Origin of the sequence: Pseudomonas sp. Bout1 (assembly GCF_034314165.1) — a bacterium.
In the GTDB taxonomy this organism is placed as follows: Bacteria; Pseudomonadota; Gammaproteobacteria; order Pseudomonadales; family Pseudomonadaceae; genus Aquipseudomonas.
Genome location: NZ_JAVIWK010000001.1, coordinates 3,443,566 through 3,461,918, shown reverse-complemented (window position 1 = coordinate 3,461,918; position 18,353 = coordinate 3,443,566). Strand labels below are relative to the sequence as shown.

The 18,353-nt window shown below is 60.9% G+C and carries 13 protein-coding genes; 4 read left to right on the top strand and 9 right to left on the bottom strand.

Annotated features, from left to right (window positions below):
* Positions 1–87: 87 nt before the first annotated feature.
* Genes RGV33_RS16125 through RGV33_RS16115 form a run of 3 tightly spaced genes read right to left on the bottom strand, consistent with a single transcriptional unit; the run spans position 88 to position 2,639 of the window.
* Positions 88–321, bottom strand: coding sequence for a hypothetical protein (locus RGV33_RS16125; protein ID WP_322145137.1), 234 nt, complete (start codon positions 319–321; stop codon positions 88–90).
* Between the two features lie 9 nt (positions 322–330).
* Complete coding sequence (locus RGV33_RS16120; RefSeq protein WP_322145136.1) at positions 331–1,659, bottom strand: LLM class flavin-dependent oxidoreductase; 1,329 nt, start codon at positions 1,657–1,659, stop codon at positions 331–333.
* Positions 1,660–1,682: 23 nt separating this feature from the next.
* Positions 1,683–2,639 (bottom strand): ABC transporter substrate-binding protein, encoded by a 957-nt coding sequence (locus RGV33_RS16115; RefSeq protein WP_322145135.1) that lies wholly within the window; start codon positions 2,637–2,639, stop codon positions 1,683–1,685.
* A gap of 317 nt (positions 2,640–2,956) precedes the next feature.
* On the opposite strand from RGV33_RS16115, the gene RGV33_RS16110 reads away from it, so the two are divergent.
* The 3 genes from RGV33_RS16110 (at position 2,957) to RGV33_RS16100 (ending at position 8,886) form a co-directional block, all read left to right on the top strand.
* Positions 2,957–4,582 carry an efflux transporter outer membrane subunit gene (locus RGV33_RS16110; protein ID WP_322145134.1) on the top strand — a complete coding sequence of 542 codons (1,626 nt, stop codon included), beginning with the start codon at positions 2,957–2,959 and terminating at the stop codon, positions 4,580–4,582.
* A gap of 104 nt (positions 4,583–4,686) precedes the next feature.
* Entirely contained in the window at positions 4,687–5,799 is a 1,113-nt protein-coding gene (locus tag RGV33_RS16105; RefSeq protein WP_416152122.1) for an efflux RND transporter periplasmic adaptor subunit, read from the top strand.
* 9 nt (positions 5,800–5,808) lie between these two features.
* Positions 5,809–8,886: an efflux RND transporter permease subunit gene (locus tag RGV33_RS16100; RefSeq protein ID WP_322145132.1), complete on the top strand. Its 3,078-nt coding sequence runs from the start codon at positions 5,809–5,811 to the stop codon at positions 8,884–8,886.
* Positions 8,887–8,898: 12 nt separating this feature from the next.
* On the opposite strand, the gene RGV33_RS16095 is transcribed toward RGV33_RS16100, so the two are convergent.
* The 4 genes from RGV33_RS16095 to RGV33_RS16080 are packed head-to-tail and all read right to left on the bottom strand — an operon-like array spanning position 8,899 to position 13,917.
* Entirely contained in the window at positions 8,899–11,271 is a 2,373-nt protein-coding gene (locus RGV33_RS16095; protein ID WP_322145131.1) for a hypothetical protein, read from the bottom strand.
* Between the two features lie 51 nt (positions 11,272–11,322).
* Positions 11,323–12,072, bottom strand: a complete 750-nt coding sequence (locus RGV33_RS16090) for an ABC transporter permease (RefSeq protein WP_322145130.1) — start codon at positions 12,070–12,072, stop codon at positions 11,323–11,325.
* Positions 12,073–12,079: 7 nt separating this feature from the next.
* The gene (locus RGV33_RS16085; RefSeq protein ID WP_322145129.1) at positions 12,080–13,081 is read right to left on the bottom strand and encodes an ABC transporter substrate-binding protein; all 1,002 of its coding nucleotides are present in this window, start codon (positions 13,079–13,081) and stop codon (positions 12,080–12,082) included.
* A complete protein-coding gene (locus RGV33_RS16080) occupies positions 13,078–13,917 on the bottom strand; it encodes an ABC transporter ATP-binding protein (protein ID WP_322145128.1) in 840 nt (279 codons plus the stop codon). The genes RGV33_RS16085 and RGV33_RS16080 overlap by 4 nt, the downstream gene beginning before the upstream one ends.
* 137 nt (positions 13,918–14,054) lie before the next feature.
* On the opposite strand from RGV33_RS16080, the gene RGV33_RS16075 reads away from it, so the two are divergent.
* The gene (locus RGV33_RS16075) at positions 14,055–14,798 is read left to right on the top strand and encodes a GntR family transcriptional regulator (RefSeq protein ID WP_322145127.1); all 744 of its coding nucleotides are present in this window, start codon (positions 14,055–14,057) and stop codon (positions 14,796–14,798) included.
* Between the two features lie 8 nt (positions 14,799–14,806).
* Here RGV33_RS16075 and treS read toward each other — a convergent pair whose 3' ends face one another.
* Positions 14,807–16,873, bottom strand: a complete 2,067-nt coding sequence (gene treS / locus RGV33_RS16070; protein WP_322145126.1) for a maltose alpha-D-glucosyltransferase — start codon at positions 16,871–16,873, stop codon at positions 14,807–14,809.
* 236 nt (positions 16,874–17,109) lie between these two features.
* A complete protein-coding gene (locus tag RGV33_RS16065; protein WP_322145125.1) occupies positions 17,110–18,261 on the bottom strand; it encodes a porin in 1,152 nt (383 codons plus the stop codon).
* Between the last annotated feature and the right edge of the window lie 92 nt (positions 18,262–18,353).

Here is an 18,353-nt window from a genome sequence, read left to right as displayed (position 1 = left end):
CAAACATGGCGCACCTCTGTGTTGTTGCGCCTCACACCGCACTACGTCACGGGCGGTGAGGACTTCGAGCAATTGCAGGAAATAGCTCTAATACTTTCTTAAAAACGCCCCGCCATACTTCGCCACGAAACTCACACTGGTGATACCGCCGCGAGTAGGGAAGGCATCATGAACCATCGGAAAATAAGGTTTTCTGCACTTTTTATTATCACGCTCATGGCGCTGTGTTTTTACCTGGTATTTATTTTCCCGGCCTGCATCGCCTGCAGCAGGCTTGCGCGGCGTTACAGCCGGCGGTTGGCAGACAAACGTTAGCGGCATGTACCGCCTCTACTGCGCTTTATTGGCGAACCGCGGAATGTCCAGTCCCAGGCTTTCACGTAACGTCGTGCCTTCATACGCGGTGCGATACACGCCACGCTCCTGCAACAACGGGATGACGTGCTGGGTGAACCGTTTGAACTGCTCGGGGTGCCCGATGTAGATATTGAACCCATCCACCGCCCGGGCTTGCAGCCAGTCGGCCATCTTGCGCGCGACCGTTTCAGCTGTACCCACGAACGCCCCCGGGCGCAATTGCCGTCCAAACTCTACGGCCTGGCGCAACGTAAACGCCTTCTCTCGCGCCTGGTCGGCAATGCGTTTGGCGGCGGTAAAAAAGCTGCTGCGTGCGGCCTCCAGGCTCTCCTGGGGAAACGGTGCATCAAGCTCGTACTGGCTGAAATCATGCCAGCCGAAGTTGCGACCAAACTCCTTCAGCGCCAATTCAAAACTATGATCGGCGTGATGGTAGTGCTGTTCGATTTCACGGGCATGCTGATCGGTGTCGCCCACATAGATTTCCGCCCCCGGCATTACCAGCAACTGCTCTGGATCACGCCCATGTTTCGCCGCCCTGCCCTTTATGTCCTGGTAGAACGCCTGGCCCTGCTCGATGCTGGCCGCGTGGGTGAAGATGACATCGGCCGTGGCGGCGCCCAGGTCGCGGCCTTGCTCTGAATCACCGGCCTGGAAGATCACCGGCTGGCCTTGGGGTGAGCGCTGGATATTCAGTGGCCCGACCACGCAAAAGTGTTCGCCCTTGTGATTGAGGCTGTGCAGTTTGCTCGGGTCGAGGAACTGGCCCGTGGCACGGTCGCGCACGAAGGCATCTTCCTCGTACGAGTTCCAAAGCCCCTGCACAACCTGCACGTGCTCGGCTGCCCGGCCATAGCGCGTGTCGTAGTCATAATGTTCGTCGCGGCTGTAGTTGCCGGCGGTGCCGGCGTCGCCGCTGGTGACCACGTTCCAGCCCGCGCGGCCTTTGCTGATCAGGTCGAGCGAGGCCAGGCGTCGCGCCACGTTATAGGGCGAGTTGTAAGAGGTGGTCAGCGTGCCGACCAAACCCAGGTGCCGGGTGCTCACGGCCAGTGCCGATAACAGCGTGAGCGGCTCCAGGCGATTGAGGTAGTGGGACGGCGAGCCCGGTGTGATGAACTGGCTGTCGACGATGAACATCAAGTCGAACAGTGCCGCCTCGGCCTGGCGCGCAATGTCGATGTACCAGTCGACGTTGACGCTGGCATCGGCCGGCAATTGAGGGTCGAGCCAAAGATTGTGGCGGCCGGGCCCGCCACAACCCATGGTCAGGGCGCCAAGTTTGAGCTGTCTTTTGGTCATGGCTAACGTATTCCTTGAACTGTTCAGGGCTGGGTTTTGGCGACGGCTGGCTGCAACGACGCCGCGAAGGAGTCGTCGAACAGCGTGGCTGCCGGGTAAGACTTGACCAGGCCCTGGCGTGCGAAAAAGTCCACGGTCGTTTGCGCGTCCACAGGCGACTGTGCCGTCACTGGCTCAACCGTCGTGCGCGCCCGGGCGAACCAGGCGCGGGCGATGTCCGCGTCTGCCCGGGTGCGTTTGGCCCAGGCGTCGGCATAAGCATCCGCGTTGGCCTCGCTTTGGCGAGTCCAGTCACGCGCCTTTTTCAAGCGTTGGAGAAAATCGCTGATTTGCGCACGCTTGGTATCGACGGCTTTGATGCTGGCGGCAATGAAACTCTGGGCCGGGATCAACCCGTCAGCCGTCGCCAGAACGCGTGCACCCTGGCGTTCTTGTTGTGTGACGTAGGGTTCCCAGGTGGCGATGACGTCAACGGAACCACCTTCCAGCGCGTGGGAGGCATCCAGTGCGCTGAGGTAGCGCAGTTCCAGTGAGTCCTTTGGCACACCCGCCTTATCCAGCGCGGTCAGCAGCAATTGCTGGCTCCAGGAGCCTTTCCAGATGGCGGCGCGCTTGCCTTTCAGGTCGGCAAGGGTGTGGATCGACGAATCCTTTTTCACCAGGATGGCCACGCCGTCGAGGTTTTGCTGGCTGATGGCAATCACCTTGATCGGCGCGCCCAGTGCGCCCAGGAACAGAACGGGCGCATCTCCGAGCAAGCCGATGTCCAGGCTGTTGGTGTTGAGCGCTTCGGCGACCGGTGACCCAGCCGTGAATTGCTTCCATTCAAGGGTATAGGGCAGGTCATCGAGCACCCCCGCCGCTTCCATCACGGCCTGGGCGTTGTAGCTTTGGTCTCCGACCACCAGCGTTTGCGCGTTCGCGCCCAGGCACAGCAATGTGGCAGCCAACCCGGCCGCCAGTTTTGTCAGGTAACGCACGTTCGCTCCAGATGCCCTCTCAGGCATTTCAAGTCGATCCGCGCACACGGTCTCGGCAGTATTCGTAGGGGCACCTACGATGAGGCTCTAACGGCCACCTGTAAAATACCCATAACGCATAACCTAATTCAATATTAATGCGAGTGATGCATTTTTAATAAGGATCATCGTGCACTGACATTGCGTACCGCCCTGCACCACCTACACTGATTTGAATTCCGCTGCGCTCGAGCCACTTTTCTGCGGTCTGGCCCGATGAACCTGCATTCGTTGCTCAACAAATAAAGCAGTTAACCAACTGATTAATCAGAGTAAATATGAAAGAGCAGCCTCGGCAGCTTGCATCGGGACCGCAACAGGTGGCGCACATCCGCGCCCTTTTTCAACAACCACACCTTCTGGCCCCATTGAGCCTGCTGTGTATCGCCCTCGCCGGCTGCACCGTCGGGCCTGATTTCGCGCGGCCCGATGTGCCCGCAAACGCCGATTATTCACGTGAAAAGCTAACCGCAACCGCCAAGGCCGACATTGATACCGGCGGTGCGGCGCAGCGGCTGATCGCCGGGATGGATATTCCCGGGCAATGGTGGACGTTGTTCCGCTCGCCGGCGCTGAACGCGCTGGTGGAGGAAGCCTTGCGCGCCAACCCGGATGTCAGCGCCGCCCAAGCCGCATTGCGCCAAGCCAACGAGCAGGTGTATGCCGACCAGGCCTCACTGTTCCCTTCCGTGAGCGGCAATGTGCAGAAGGCCCGCGAGAAAGTCTCGGGCGTCACCTCGGGCATTGAGCAGTCGCCGATTCTCACGGTAAGTTCGGCTTCGCTGAGTGTTTCCTATGCGCCCGACGTATTCGGTGGCACCCGCCGGCAAATCGAATCCACCTCGGCCCAGGCCGAGTACGAACGCTTTCAGTTGGAGGCGACGTACCTCACGTTGACCTCCAATGTAGTGAACACCGCCGTCAGCCTGGCGTCGGTACGTGATCAAGTCGCCGCCACCGAGGAAATCATCCGCATCCAGAGTGGCCAGCTGGATCTGTTGCAGGCCCAGCGCCGGCTGGGCGCCATTGGCGATACCGATGTGCTTACGCAGCAGACCGCACTCGCGCAAACCCGTGCCAGCCTGCCGTCCCTGCAAAAGCAGCTGGCGCAGACCCGCAACCAGTTGATGGCCTACCTCGGGCGGTTTCCCAACCAGGACCGGGACGAGCGCTTTAACCTGGCTTCCCTGCATTTGCCCGAAGAACTGCCCTTAAGCCTGCCTTCGGCGATTGTCGGTCAGCGGCCCGATGTGCGCTCTGCGCAGGCGCAACTGCATCAGGCCAGTGCCGACATCGGGGTGGCCGTCGCCAATCAGTTGCCACAGTTCAGCATCACCGGGTCGGTGGGCTCTACGGTGGCCAGCGGGACCAAGCTGTTTTCGGCGGGCAGCGGCGTGTGGAGCCTGGCCGGGTCGATCACCCAGCCGATCTTTGATGCCGGCGCACTGGAACATCGCAAACGCGCCGCCGTGGCAGCGTATGACGAGTCGGCCGCCCGCTACCGTGGCACGGTGATTGGTGCGTTCCAGGACGTGGCCAACGCGCTGCGGGCACTGGAATCCGACGCCGATGCGCTGAACCAGCAGGTGGTGGCCGAGCGCTCCGCGCAAGCCAACCTCGACCTGGTGCAGGCCCAGTTCAAGCTGGGAGCCGTGGCCTATATCAACCTGCTCACGGCGCAACAAACCTACCAGAACACCGTGCTTGCTCGCGTCAAGGCGCAGGCTTCCCGCTACAGCGATACCACCGCGCTCTTTCAGGCCTTGGGCGGTGGCTGGTGGAACCGCACGGATGTGGATCCGGCCACGAAGGGCCGCCCCGATCGATACGACCTGCCGTCGTGGGAAGAGATCATGCCGGCCAACAAAAAAGCAGCGCCTGCCGATTCGGCACGGTTCGACTGAACTGAACTCTTGAAACAGCGAGAAGCCCCATGGCTGACATGATGACTGCCTCTGCCCTGCCTCCCGAACCCGGCGCGCCGCGCAAGCGTCGCCTGTGGCGGCCGATGATCATCATGATCGTGGTGGTGCTGGTGATTGTGGCGATCATTGCCGGGGTGAAGTACGTGCAGATTTCGGCGCTGATCGCCCAGTCCAAGAAGCCGTTGCCCGCCTCCATAGTCACAGCCATGCAGGTACCATTCAGCGATTGGCAACCGAATGTCACCGCCGTGGGCTCGATGAAGGCCGTCAGAGGGGTGGATGTGACCACTGAAGTGGGCGGCATCGTACGCACCCTCGGCTTTACGCCCGGCCAGGAGGTGGCGGCCCAGGCGCTGCTGGTGCAGTTGAATGCCGACTCGGACATCGCGCAACTGCATTCCCTGGAGGCCACGGCCGACCTGGCGGTGATCGTCCTTAAGCGCGACAAGGCCCAACTGGCCGTCAACGCCATATCCCAGGCCCAAGTCGACACAGACACCGCTGACCTTAAGGCCAAACTCGCCGCCGCCGAACAACAGCGCGCACTGGTGGCGAAAAAAACCATCCGTGCACCGTTTGCCGGGCGCATCGGGATTACCAGCGTCAATCCCGGCCAATACCTCAACCCCGGCGACAAGATCGCCACGCTGCAAACCTTTGACCCGATCTACATCGACTTCACGGTGCCCCAGACCCAACTGGAAGCCATCGCCATCGGCCAAGGGGTTGCCGTCACGGCTGACGGCCTGTCCAAGCAAACGTTCACGGGCAAGATCAGCACCATCGACACTCAGTTCGACTCGACCACGCGCAACGTCACCGTGGAAGCGACCGTCGATAATCCAAAACAAAGCCTGGTGCCCGGGATGTTTGCCCGCGCCGTGGTCACCGCCGGGGTGACGCAGCGCTACCTCACGGTTCCGCAGACATCGGTCACCTACAACCCTTACGGCACCACGGTGTTCATCGCCACGTCGAGCAAGAACGACAAGGGTGAGGAAACACTCACCGCACAGCAGACCTTCATTACCACCGGGCCGACCCGGGGCGACCAGGTCGCGATCCTGTCCGGCGTGAAGGAAGGCGACCTGTTAATCACCAGCGGGCAGATGAAGCTCAAGAACGGCTCGCCGGTTAAAGTCGATAACAGCACGGCCCCGCTGAACGATCCAGCGCCGACTCCTCAAGAACACTAAAGGTGTCCCATGAAGCTTACCGATACCTTTATTCATCGGCCGGTCTGGGCCATCGTGGTCTCGCTGTTCATCCTGATCCTGGGGCTGCGTTCGATCTTCGAATTGCCGGTGAACCAATGGCCGCGCACCGAAAATACCGTGGTCACCATCACCACCGCCTACTACGGCGCGGACGCATCCACCGTGGCCGGTTTTATCACCCAGCCGCTTGAATCGGCCATCGCCCAGGCCCAGGGCATCGACTACCTGTCTTCAACGAGTATTACCGGCGTCTCGACGATCACCGCCACGTTGCGGCTGAACTACGAGGCCAGCAAGGCGCTCACCGAGATCAATACCCAGGTCAACTCGGTCAAGAACCAGCTGCCGGCACAGTCCCAGGAGCCGGTGCTGACGGTGGCGGTCGGGCAGACCACAGACGCGATGTACCTGGGTTTCTACAGCGACACCCTGGCCACCAATAACATCACCGATTACCTGGTGCGAGTAGTCAAGCCCAAGCTGGACTCGATCCAGGGCGTACAGACCGCAGAAATCCTCGGCGGGCGCCAGTTCGCCCTGCGCGCCTGGATGGACCCCAACAAGCTGGCGGCGCACAACGTAACGGCGCAGGACGTCTCCACCGCGCTGGCCAACAACAACTACTTGTCTGCCGTCGGTTCTACCCGCGGGCAAACGGTGACGGTGGACCTCACGGCCGGCACCGACTTGCACACGGTGGATGAATTCAAGCGGCTGGTGGTCAAGCAGAAAGGCGATGCACTGGTGTACCTGGAGGATGTGGCTACCGTCACCCTGGGCGCCGAAAGCTACGACAGCAGCGTGGCGTTCTCCGGCAAACGCTCGGTGTTCATCGGCATCAAGGCAGCGCCGAATGCGAACATCCTGACGGTCGCCGACAGCGTGCGCGAGGCCTTCCCCGAGCTGCAATCCCAACTGCCCGCCGGGGTGCGCGGCGAGATCGTCTACGACTCAACGGCGTTCATCAACACCTCGATCTATGAGGTGGTGAAAACCCTGGTCGAGGCGATGATCATTGTGTCGGTGGTGATTTACCTGTTCCTCGGCTCGTTCCGTGCGGTGATCGTGCCGCTGGTGGCGATCCCGCTGTCGCTGGTCGGGACGTTCTTCATCATGTACCTGCTGGGGTACTCGATTAACCTGCTGACGCTGCTTGCGCTGGTATTGGCCATCGGCCTGGTGGTGGACGACGCAATTATCGTGGTGGAAAACGTCGACCGGCATATCAAGGAGGAAGGCAAAGGCGTGCTGGAGGCCGCGCTGATCGCCGCGCGGGAACTGGGTGGCCCGATCCTCGCGATGACCGTGGTGTTGATTGCCGCGTACGTGCCCATCGGGCTGCGCAGCGGCCTCACCGGTGCATTGTTCAAGGAATTCTGTTTCTCGCTGGCGGGTGCGGTGACCGTCTCTGCGGTGGTGGCATTGACGCTCTCGCCGATGATGACCTCAAGGTTGTTCAAGTCCGGCCAGGAAGAAGGACGCTTCGCGCGCAAGCTCGATCAGTATTTTGACTGGCTGCGGGGCCGTTACCACCGTGTGCTCTCAGGCGGGTTGAACGTGTGGCCGGTGCTGGTCACGTTTGGCTTCGTGCTGTTCCTGTTGGTGGCCGCCAGTGGCCTGACCGCCAAAAGCGAACTGTCGCCCACCGAGGACCAGGGCCTGGTGTTCATGCAGATCAAAGGCCCGCCGACTGCCTCGCCACAGCAGATGGAGCGCATTGCCGACCAGGTTTTCCAGATCGCCAACAAAGAGCCTGAATACGCGCAGATGTTCCAGCTGACCGGGCTGCCTATTCTCAACCAGGGCCTGGGCGGTGTACTGCTCAAAACCTGGGATGACCGCACGCGTTCCCAAGCCCAGGTGATACTGGAACTGCAGCAAAAATGGAACCAGGTACCGGGTGCCACCATCGCGGCTTTCCCGTTGCCGTCGCTGCCGGGCGCCCAAGGTTTGCCGGTGCAGTTTGTAATCACCACCACCGACTCGGTGGAAAACCTCAATGAAGTCGCCCAGGCGGTGGTGGCCGAGGCCCAGAAACAACAGCTGTTTTACTTTTCCGACATGGACCTGAAACTCGACAAGCCGCAAGCCAAGCTGGTGGTGGACCGAGAAAAAATCGCCGCACTGGGTATGACCCAGGCTGACGTGGGCGCGGCACTGTCTGCCGCATTGGGCGGCAACTACGTGAACTACTTCTCCACCGCCGGGCGCTCGTACAAAGTCATTCCCCAGGTACTGCAAGTCGACCGGCTCAACCCCGACCAGATCCTCGATTACTACATTCGCACGCCCGCAGGCGCGATGATCCAGGCGCGTACCGTGGCGCATATCGAGACCTCGACGCAGCCCGAGTCAATCAACCACTTCCAGCAACTCAACTCCGCGACCCTGTCGGGCGTGAGTGGCGTGGCCCAGGGCGAACTGCTGGCGAAACTCAACACGATCCTCACCAACATTGCACCTTCGGGCTACACCTCGGACTTCTCCGGCGAGTCGCGCCAGTTCATGCAGGAATCCGGTGGGTTCTTCGGCTTGCTGATGTTCTCGATCCTGATCGTCTACCTGGCGCTGGCGTTCCAGTTCGAGAGCTTTCGCGACCCGGTGGTGATCCTGTTTTCGGTACCGCCTGCACTGTTTGGCGCACTGGCTTTCATCACCATGGGCTTCGCCTCCATCAACGTGTACACCCAGGTAGGCCTGGTGACGTTGTTGGGGTTGATCACAAAGCACGGGATTCTGATCGTGCAGTTTGCCAACGAGCTGCAGCGCGCGGGCCACAGCAAGCGCGAGGCAATAGAAGAAGCGGCCGGCGTGCGCCTGCGGCCAATTTTGATGACCACGGCCGCAATGGTGCTGGGCGTGGTGCCGCTGGTGTGGGCTTCCGGCGCGGGGGCTGCGGGGCGGCATGACATGGGGCTGGTGATCTTTGCCGGGTTGTCGATCGGCACCGTGCTGACGCTGTTCATGGTGCCGGCGATGTATATGTTTATTGGCTCCACGCACCATCAGGAGGTGGGGCGGCCGGTCCCTGGCCAGAATAATGAAGTATCAGCCCATGGTGGCTAGAGACCGGGAACGTTAGGGTAAGGTCAGAAACAATGCCGACGTCCAGACCCTCGATTGGTCCCGCTGCCGCGCGCAAATAAACAACGGATGCTCGCGACCTGGTTGCAGATTCAACTGCGCCAAGTCGATCCAGCCTTGCAACTCTCGCGGCAGCGGCGCGTCAGTGGTTCGTTCCAGGGACACTTTGAGCTCTGCGCCGGGCAGGTCTTGCACCACCTGTGAGTGGGCCAGCAAGTCCTCGCCGGATAACGCCATCAATACCGACGGCGCATGGACGTAGGGTTGAGGCTCGGACGGATCGCCCACCTTGATGTAATTGTCGATTCGGCTGTTAATCTGCAACGTCGCGCCGGCCAGTTGTGACACGTCGATCTCGATGCTGTCGGTGTCACCGTTGGTGTCGGTGCGAAAGGCCAGGGCCGTTGCATCCTTGCGCCATACGGTTTGCTCCGGATGGTCGAGCCCCAGCGCACGGAAGCCGTTGATTATGGCCCCCGTCACGCGAATCTCGCCGGTCCAGTAGGCACCGCGATAGCGATCCTTGATCCGTGCCCCGCCCAACCGCAGGCGGATGCGTTGGGCAGAAAAGCCCAGCTCCTGGTGCAGGTTGCGCGACCAGATCAGTTTGTCACCGTCAAACAGGTCGACCTGCTCCCAGCCTGCTTCACCCAGCAGCCGATAGTCCAGCGTGGCGTTTGCGTCGGCCGTGAACACCTCGCCCATGAAATGCTGCCCCTGGCGCAGGCTGGCAAATGACCGCTCCCCAGTGGTAGCAAAGGTGCGCCGGGCGCGCAATGCCTTGCCGACGCTGGCGCGATCAAACTGTTCGGCCACAACCCCGGTCAGCCCGCCCCGCGAACCAAACACTGCGGTGGCCGGAACCCCGCCGCCACAGCGGCCCTGGTGTTCATCACTGTTCGCGGCAGCGCCCACCCGGTAACCCCGTTGCAGCGCCTCGGCGTAGACCCAATGGAATTGCCCCCATGCCGAGCCCACTTCAATCAGGCGTTCGAGCTCCGGGTGATGCCAGTCGAGGTTGCAACGGCGACCGCCGACGTGAGGCATCATCAGGTGGCCTTCCGGGTCCTTGGCATAGGCCGCATACAATTCGTCCACCGGCCAGGCTCCCGGCTTAATGGTGCCTGCGGTGAATTCGTTCCATTCGAAGGAACGCACCAGTCGGCCCTGGTTGTCGAACGGGAACTCGGGTTTGCGGTCATGCAGGAACACCACGTTGCGGTCGCCGCCGGCGCAGGAGTTCCCGCACCATTCAGTGCCGGGGTAACACACAAAACGCCCTGGCTCGTTCAGCTCGCGGATCAGATTGACCGCCTGGTCCCAGCGCTGCTCGGTGATGTTGAAGTCATTGGCGGTGTAGCCAAGGATATCGAGCCCGGCCACGTCGCGACCGTAGCTGAGGTTGTACAGCGTGTCGTTGGTGCCCACGGTGTCATCGGAATGCACATGGAGGTCAGCGTACAACGGGCGCAAGGCGTGGCCCGCCGGGTCGACGCTGACAAACGCCTGCGCGCCCCGCACGGCCGGGGCTACCACTTCAGCCGAGAGGCGCCACTCCCCTACTTCGCCCAGTTCAAACCCTTCAAGCCGCGCCGTCGCCCAACCCTCCAGCGCCAACGTGAACGGGTGCCGCTGTGCCTCGCCTTCGGGGGGCAGCAGGGTCAATACGCCCTCAAGTGGCAAGTTGCGGCAGGTGTTGCCCCAGGCATCGTCCACCCGCAACAGCACGTCGAAAGCCTCGCCGGCACTCAGCAGCCGGGGTGCAATCAGCTGCAGGCTGTGTGCCGGCCCGGGTACGATGTTCAGCAACGGGTCGCCCGGCACTTCGGCAAATTTCGAGCTGCCCAGCGGGTCGATGAACAACCGGAAGCGGAAATCTTTCTCGACAAAGCTCTGCACCCGAGTTCCCGCGCCGCCCTGGCGACGGTCGCCCAGGCGAACGGTGATGGTATCGCCCGGGTTCAGGTAGCCGTCGACGATGTCGATGATGATCGCTTTCTGAAACGGCCGTTCGTGGCCTTTCTGGTCAAAGCGTACTTTCAGGTGCTGCACCGTCGCCTGACTCTGGCCGGGCATCAACTCGCCCGCCTGATATTCGGCGCTCACATAGTTCGGGCCCGCCGGGTTCGATGTCTGGAACAACGCCCAGTCGGAGTAGAACTTGAACGCCAGCTTCAGCCACGCACCGTCTGCCAGGCCACTGCCACCTACTTCGTAAACCAGCGTTATTTCATCCCATTGGCCGGCGACCAATGTGTCTCGGTCACAGTTGATACTGCCGAGGAATGGCAACCTTTTATTGCGTTCGTACAGGCCTTGCGGGGCGATGTAATGCCCGGCTTCGCGGGGATCAAAAACGTTACTCACATGACACCTCGTGCAGTGGTCCACTGAAGGTTCGATTACACGGCGCGCGGCTCATTGCACGCGCCATTTCTGGTAGTGACGCTCGATGCGCCGGAACACAAAACTTTCCATCAGCCAGGCGATCAGGCCGATCATCACGATGCCCAGCAGCACTTGACTGCTGTTGCCGATCTGCCCGCCGGTGGAGACCATCCAGCCAATGCCCTGGGACGCGCCAATCATTTCTGCAGCGACCAGAGCCCGCCAGCCCTGGCTGAAGCCGATGCGCAATGCGGCGGTCACAAACGGCAGCGATGCCGGCAGGTAGACGTGCGCCAGCAATTGCCAGGTGTTGGCGCCCAAGGTGCGGGCGGCACGCACTTCACCGCCGCGAATGCTCTGCACGCCCTCCTGGATAGTCACGGCCATGGGGAACACCGCCGCGATGAAAATCACCAGCACGATAGACACATACCCCAGGCCGAAAATGATCATGATCAGCGGCGCCCAGGCGATCGGCGCAATGGCCATGAACAGGCTATTGAGCGGCGAGATGAAATCGCGAAAGCGCGAAGACAGCCCACCGGCCGTACCCAGCACGATCGCGATAATCACCGCCGCACAAAAGCCGCCCATTTCCTCAAGCACACTGGCGCGCAGGTGCTGCCACAGCGAACCGTCACTCATCCAGCGCAGGGTTTCGCGCGCCACATCCCACGGTTGGGGCAGGATGTAGGTGGGAAACCGGCTGGCCAGCGCGATCCAGATCAACAGCAGGAACGGGAGCGAAGCCCATCCCCAATTGGGTTTTGGCAAATGCATGGCTGACTCAGCGCGAGGCTTTTTCCAGGTAGGAGGTGTCTACGATCTGTTCAGTCTTGAGCGGCGTGTCGATAAAACCCAGATCGTAGGAGTAGTTCATCAAGCGCTGGATAAACTGGATATCCGTGGGCTGCAGGTCCGCCGACCACCCCAGCCGAGTGCGCGCCTGGGCGACGACGGCCTCTGGCGCGATGGTCTTGGCGTCTGCTCCTTGCACGGGTTCAAGTTTGAATGCCTGGGCGATGATGCGGTTTGACTCGTCCGGGTGCTCATTGAGAAAGGCGATGGCCTTGCGGTGGGCGCGCAGTAACTTGACCACGTCGTCGGGACGTTCCTGCAAGGTTTTGGGCAGTGCGATCACCACGTACCACGGGTAATTGGGCAGCGCCTGGTTCACATCCAGCAGGATGCGGCTGGCGCCTCGCAACAATGACTGGCTGACAAAGGGTTCCCAGGAAAATGCTGCATCGACGATGCCGCGTTCCAGCGCCGCGTTCATGTTGCCTGGTGGCATATCGATGATGTCGAGGTCCTTGTCGGGGTTGAGCCCGGCTTTTTCCTTCAGCACGTAACCGCGCAGCAGCACGTCCATGCCACTGCCCTTCTTCACCCCGGCGAGCTTTTTGCCCTTGAGGGCTTCCAGGCTGGTAATCGGGCTCTTGGCGTCGACAATCACGGCGGCCTGGCCATAGTTGACCTTGGCCAGGATGCGGCTTTGCAGCCCGCGGGAAAACCATTGGTACACCGGCGGTGTGCCCACATAGGCCACGTCCAGTTCACCGGCGGCCAACGCCTGCTGGATCACCGGGCCGTCGCCCAGGGCCTTGAGGTCGACATTCAAGCCTTCCTCACGATAGAACCCCTGTTTGTCGGCAATCAACGCCGGCGCATTGGCCATGGCAAACACGTAACCCACACGCAGCGGCTTCTGTTCTACCGCCAAGGCTGACGTGGTGCCGGCCAATGCGGCAACAGACAATGAAAGGGCAAGCAGTGAACGTTTGATCATGCGGTTAACTCAGGTTGACGGGTGGAGGTTGAAGGCGCAGCCGACACGTCCATGACGTGGGAAATACGCTCCATCAGTTCATTGCGATAGTCGAGAAAGGCCTGCAAACGGCGGGTTTTCAGGTTGGAGCGAGGACGCGGGAGGTCGATCTTGAGTTCGCTGTGGATGCCGCCGGGGGCGATATTGAGCACAATCACTCGGTCAGCCAGGAACACCGCCTCATCGATATCGTGGGTGATGAACAGCACTGTCTGGCCCAACTCGGCCCAGATGCGCAGCGTCTCTTCATTCATGTTGTTGCGGCTGATGGCATCCAGTGCGGCGAAGGGTTCGTCCATCAGCAATACGCTGGGTTCCAATGCCAACGTCCTGGCGAGGGATACGCGCTGCTGCATGCCACCCGACAACTGGTGAGGCAAGCACTGCGCCGACTGCTCAAGGCCCACCAGGCGCAAGTACTGCAACGCCTGCGCACGCTGTTGCGCTTCACTGGTCGTGGCACACATGCGCAGGCCAAAACGCACGTTTTCCAGGGCACTCAACCACGCAAACAGTTGCGCCGACTGGAACACATAGCCCAACTCAGACCGTTCGGGATGCACAGGCGCCTGATTGATGCTGACCTGGCCGCGCTGGGGTTGCTGGAAGCCGGACAGTAAATTCAGGAGTGTGGTCTTGCCGCACCCGGACGGCCCGAGGATCGCGACGAATTCGCCGGGCTTGGCCTTCAGGCTGAAGCCGGAAAACACCCGATGCCCATTGGGGTAGCTGAAGCTGATGTCATCAACCGTCAGCGCATCTGCTTGGGGCTGTACGTTCGCGTTGGTTTTGGGCATGGCAAGTGTCGTCAGGTCGTTTACAATGGATATGCCTGACATAATACGTATTAATACAAGTTGTCCTAATAACCTATTTTTATAACCTTAGAAGTGAAGGCTGCGGCCGCACTACTCCCAGGTCACGGAACTTGCCAGTGTCCACGTCCATTCTTCGCGACAGCACCACCTCACTTTACGAACAGATCGCCTATCGACTGCGGGAAGAAATCCAGCGCGGCGATTTTGAACCCAGCGGCAAACTGCCGTCCGAGGCCGAACTGGGCCAACGGTTTGGCGTGAGCCGCGTCACCGTACGCCTGGCCGTGGGCAAACTCAGCGACGACGGTGTGGTTGAGCGCAAGCAAGGCAAAGGCACGTTTGTGTCCGCCAAACAGGTGCGACACGGCCTTGATGCATTGCGCAGTTTTCATGAAGCGCTGCTGTTGCAAGGGCTCAAGCCGAGCATGCGGGTGATCAGCCACACAGAACAGCCGGTGCCGGAAGCATTGCGCGAGTTGTTCGGGGGTGCCGGGCGTTGCCTGTTGCTGGAACGCCTCCATTTTGTCGATGAAGAGCCGATCGCGCTGGGCCGCAGCCACCTGCCCGCCGAGTTGGCCAGCGTGGTGTGGACCGAGGTGGAGACCCAACCGATCTACTCGGTGTTGGAGACGGTGACCGGCATGCCGGTGAGCCGCGCCGACCTGGCTATCCGCGCCCAGGCAGCCGACAAAAGCCTGGCCGGTGCCCTGAACGTGAAACGCGGTACGGCGTTGCTGGTGATGGAACGCACGTCTTATTTCGCCAACGGCCACTGCTGCGACCGCACCACGTTTTACATCCGCCCGGAGCGCTACGCTTTTGTACTCAGCGGTGTGTTCAAGTCCAGCCCGATTGTTTGAGGCCCGGACTAGATCATCGGCGAGCTGCTGACCACCCGCAATGCCAACCCTTCATACGCATCCAGCGTAATGGTGAAGTCACCCTCCGGGGTCAAATCTCCTTCCACCCGCTCATTGATGATGTCCACCACAGGCCCAGGCGCAATATTGGGCAGGTGCAAGGTTTCCGTGATGGGTGTAGCGCCAAAGTTCAGTGCGGTGATCTGGGTACCTTTGCCCGCCGGCAGTTCGTGGACCATGATCAACAGGCCCGGGTGTTGCACGTCAGGTACCAGGATCTGGCGGCTCGCGGCGATGTCGTAGGCACGGCGCACCGCGAGGATTCTTTGCAGCTGGGAGGCAAACGAATCCGGCTCGTTCAATTGACGGGGCAGGCTGCCATACAGGGTTTTCGGGCGTGGCATCTGGCCGGCGGAGTGCGACGCATCGGGGTTCAGGTCTACCAGGTCGTAGGCACCGCGGTGAATCCAGCGGGTGTCGCCATCGAGCATCAAGTGCGCCACCTGCTCTGCCGGCAATGGCAGCGCACCGACAAGGTCCCAACCGGAGAGCGCAAACACCCCCGGCTGCATCGCGTTGTACATCACCAGCAGCAGGTGAATCTGGCGAATCTGTTGGATGTCTGCCGGGGTAATCGCCTCAAGGTCGCGAATGCCCAGCGCTGCCGTGATGATGCTGACGGTGGTGCACGACACGCCATTGGTCACGAACTTGAGGTTATACGGTGCATGTTCGCCAGCCAGGCGCTCGTACATCTGCTCGCGGATATGCTCGCGCAGGATGCCGCCGGGAAAGGTCTGCCCCTGGTACAGGTAGGTGTCATGGGCGTGCAGCGTCCAGAAGTGCACCAGCTCAAGGGTCAGCTCGTCATGGTTCTGCAAGGCGTGGATCAGCGAACCCGGGTCGATGCCCAGGGTATGCATCTCGCGCAGCATCAGGCGCAGGAATTCAGTGTCGCCAGTCAATAACGCGTGCTGGTACGCCGGCCGGGTGATGAAGTCGTAGGACAGGTCGGCGCCGCCGTGAGACATGGCAGCGATATCGTCCACCGTCAGGTTCAACTCTTGGAAGCTGAAGCCGCCGGCCTTGCGAATCGCACCGCCGAGCAACTGGTTGCCGGTGATCGACAGCGGATGGCTTTCAGACCAGGCGTTACCTTCCAGTTTTCGTTCCACGCCGAGGAAGCCATTGGCGTCCAGGCGCAGGATTTTTGCGCCCATCACGTCGATGGCATGCAACGCGTCGCCAATGATCATCTGCTGCGCGGCGAAGGTGGGGTCCAGCCAGTTCAGCGATGGCTGGCCTTCCTTGAAATAATGCAGGTAGACCCAGCGCCGGGGCTTGCCGTCCACGCCCACCACCACATCGGTGGCGCTCCAGTCGGTCTCCTTGACCCCGGGTTCGAAGAAGATCACCCGTTGCAACTGGCCGACGATGTAGTGCTTGTCTCTGAGCACATCGACCTGCTGCGGGCTGAGGTTCTGCGCGTCTCGGCCCTCACTGATGTCGGGCAGCAGCGGCCAGTCTTCCTCGCGGATCTCCACCATGTGGTAGAGCCCGGGGTAGTCTTCATAGGCCATTTCGGCCAGGCGGAAGTCTGCGCCCTTGCCTGTATGGGACGGGATGACGTCGTCGATGATCACCGCGTTGTGCGCGGCAGCCATGCGTACCAGCGATTGTAGCTGGGCCTCAGTGCCCAGTTGTGGGTCGATGTCGAAGCTGATGCGGTCAAAGTTGCCGTCAATGGTCGGCGTGTGCTCGGTGCCCATGAGGCCGCCCGAGCGTTTCAGTGGGCCGTTGTGAATGCCCTGGATACCGATTTTCGACAGCGCATGCCACAAGGTTTCGTCGCCCAGGGCTTCCAGTACGCTGCCGTTTTCGCGGGTGACGATGGACGCCGGGTACGCCGTAAACCACACAGACGCCAGCGCTGAAGCATCACGGGGCCGGGTATGGGCGTAAGGCTGTTGCCATAACCGGCCCTGCCCCGAGTAGAGTTTGGCGCGCTGTTTGGCGGCCTGCAGCATCGATTGCTCTACCAGCCAGGCCACATGATTGTGCTCAACATCCGTCATACATCGCTCACCTGCGTCATGAAGTAGTCGATTCCGGCAACTGCATTTGAACTTGCATCGCCGCACCGTTGGTTAGTGTATGAGGGCGCGAGCGGCCATTCGTTGCATTGGCCGCCTTTGTCGACGCCGTCGAGGGCAGGTAAGTTTGCAGCCCGGCGTCCTGGATCGGTATCAAGAACGCTTCAGCGAGAAATGGCGATTGCCCAGCAGGATGCTGATACGGCAAGGCACCTTAGTTAAAAGTAGTACTTGGCAACCAATTCGTACTCATCCTGGCCCGTGTAGTTGCCCTGCTTGTTCCTCGCCATGTCGAACTTACGCTCCAGGCCGATGGCCAGGCTGTCATGCAGGGTGATCAGGGCAAAACCGGCCACCGAATAGCCGCTGCGCCCCGAGCTGTTCTTGTCAGAGAACAGGTTTATTCCGCCGTACGCCTTGAAAAAACCCAGTTCGCCCATTTCCGGAAACGAATAGCTGCTGTAGGACTCCAGCGCCTTGGCCTCGCGGTATCCACTGGAAGTTGGGGATGATGCGTTCAGGTTGCGGTACTCGCCATACACCACGGCGTGATACCAGGGTGCATTGGTGTAGGTCACCCCTGACAACCAGCCTTCGACATTCGGGTGCCGGGTGTTGAGCTGGGCCTGTGCGTCCAGTGAGCGTTCGCTCATTTCGGTGTAGCCATAGGCCAGGCGCAATGACCAGTGCTCCGCCGGGCGCCAGACCGTGCCGACCTGGTACAACGCATCGCGGGAGCTGTCGACAAACTTGCCAGCACCCACGCTGCTTGGGTTGACGGAGTTGTGCACCGGCCCGGTGCCCATGCCATACATCACGCCAAATTCGAAATCGTCGCTTCTTACCCGGTAATACAAGGTTTTGTTCGGCCGCGAGAAACCCAGCAACTGGTTGCCGCCGTACCCATTGAACGTGCCCTGGCCTTTGGTGCCATAGCCCAGGTACCAGTCAGTGATCGAGCCAACCATGTCAAAGGTCAGGGATTTTTGCTGCCCGTAACTCAGTTGGCCCCAGCGCGCGTTACGCACAAACACATACTGGAAGCGCTTGGTCTGGGCGGCGCTGCCGTCGTAGTAGAACGGGTCGTAGGCCCACTCCTGGCGCATGCCCACGGCCCACTGTGCGTTGAGCTGATGGGTGTAGATCATGTTGATACGGTGGCCGATGCTGCCGGTGTGGCGGCCCTGGATATAGACCTTGTCGTTGGCCGCGAAAATGCCCTGGGCGTGCAGCTCCAGGCGGTCGTTGTCGGTCTTGATCAGGTCGATGGCCATGGCGGCCTGCACACTGCCCAGCGCCAGAAGGCATGCCAGGATAAAACGATGACGCACGCAAAAGCCTTGTCCCGCAGGACGAATCGAGAAATTCATGGGTAAAAGCTCCCGCTGCGCCACCAGGCAATGGCGCAGACGTTCAAGAGGTAGGTGACGCTAAAGCCTGGATATTTTTATTTTTATGGGGT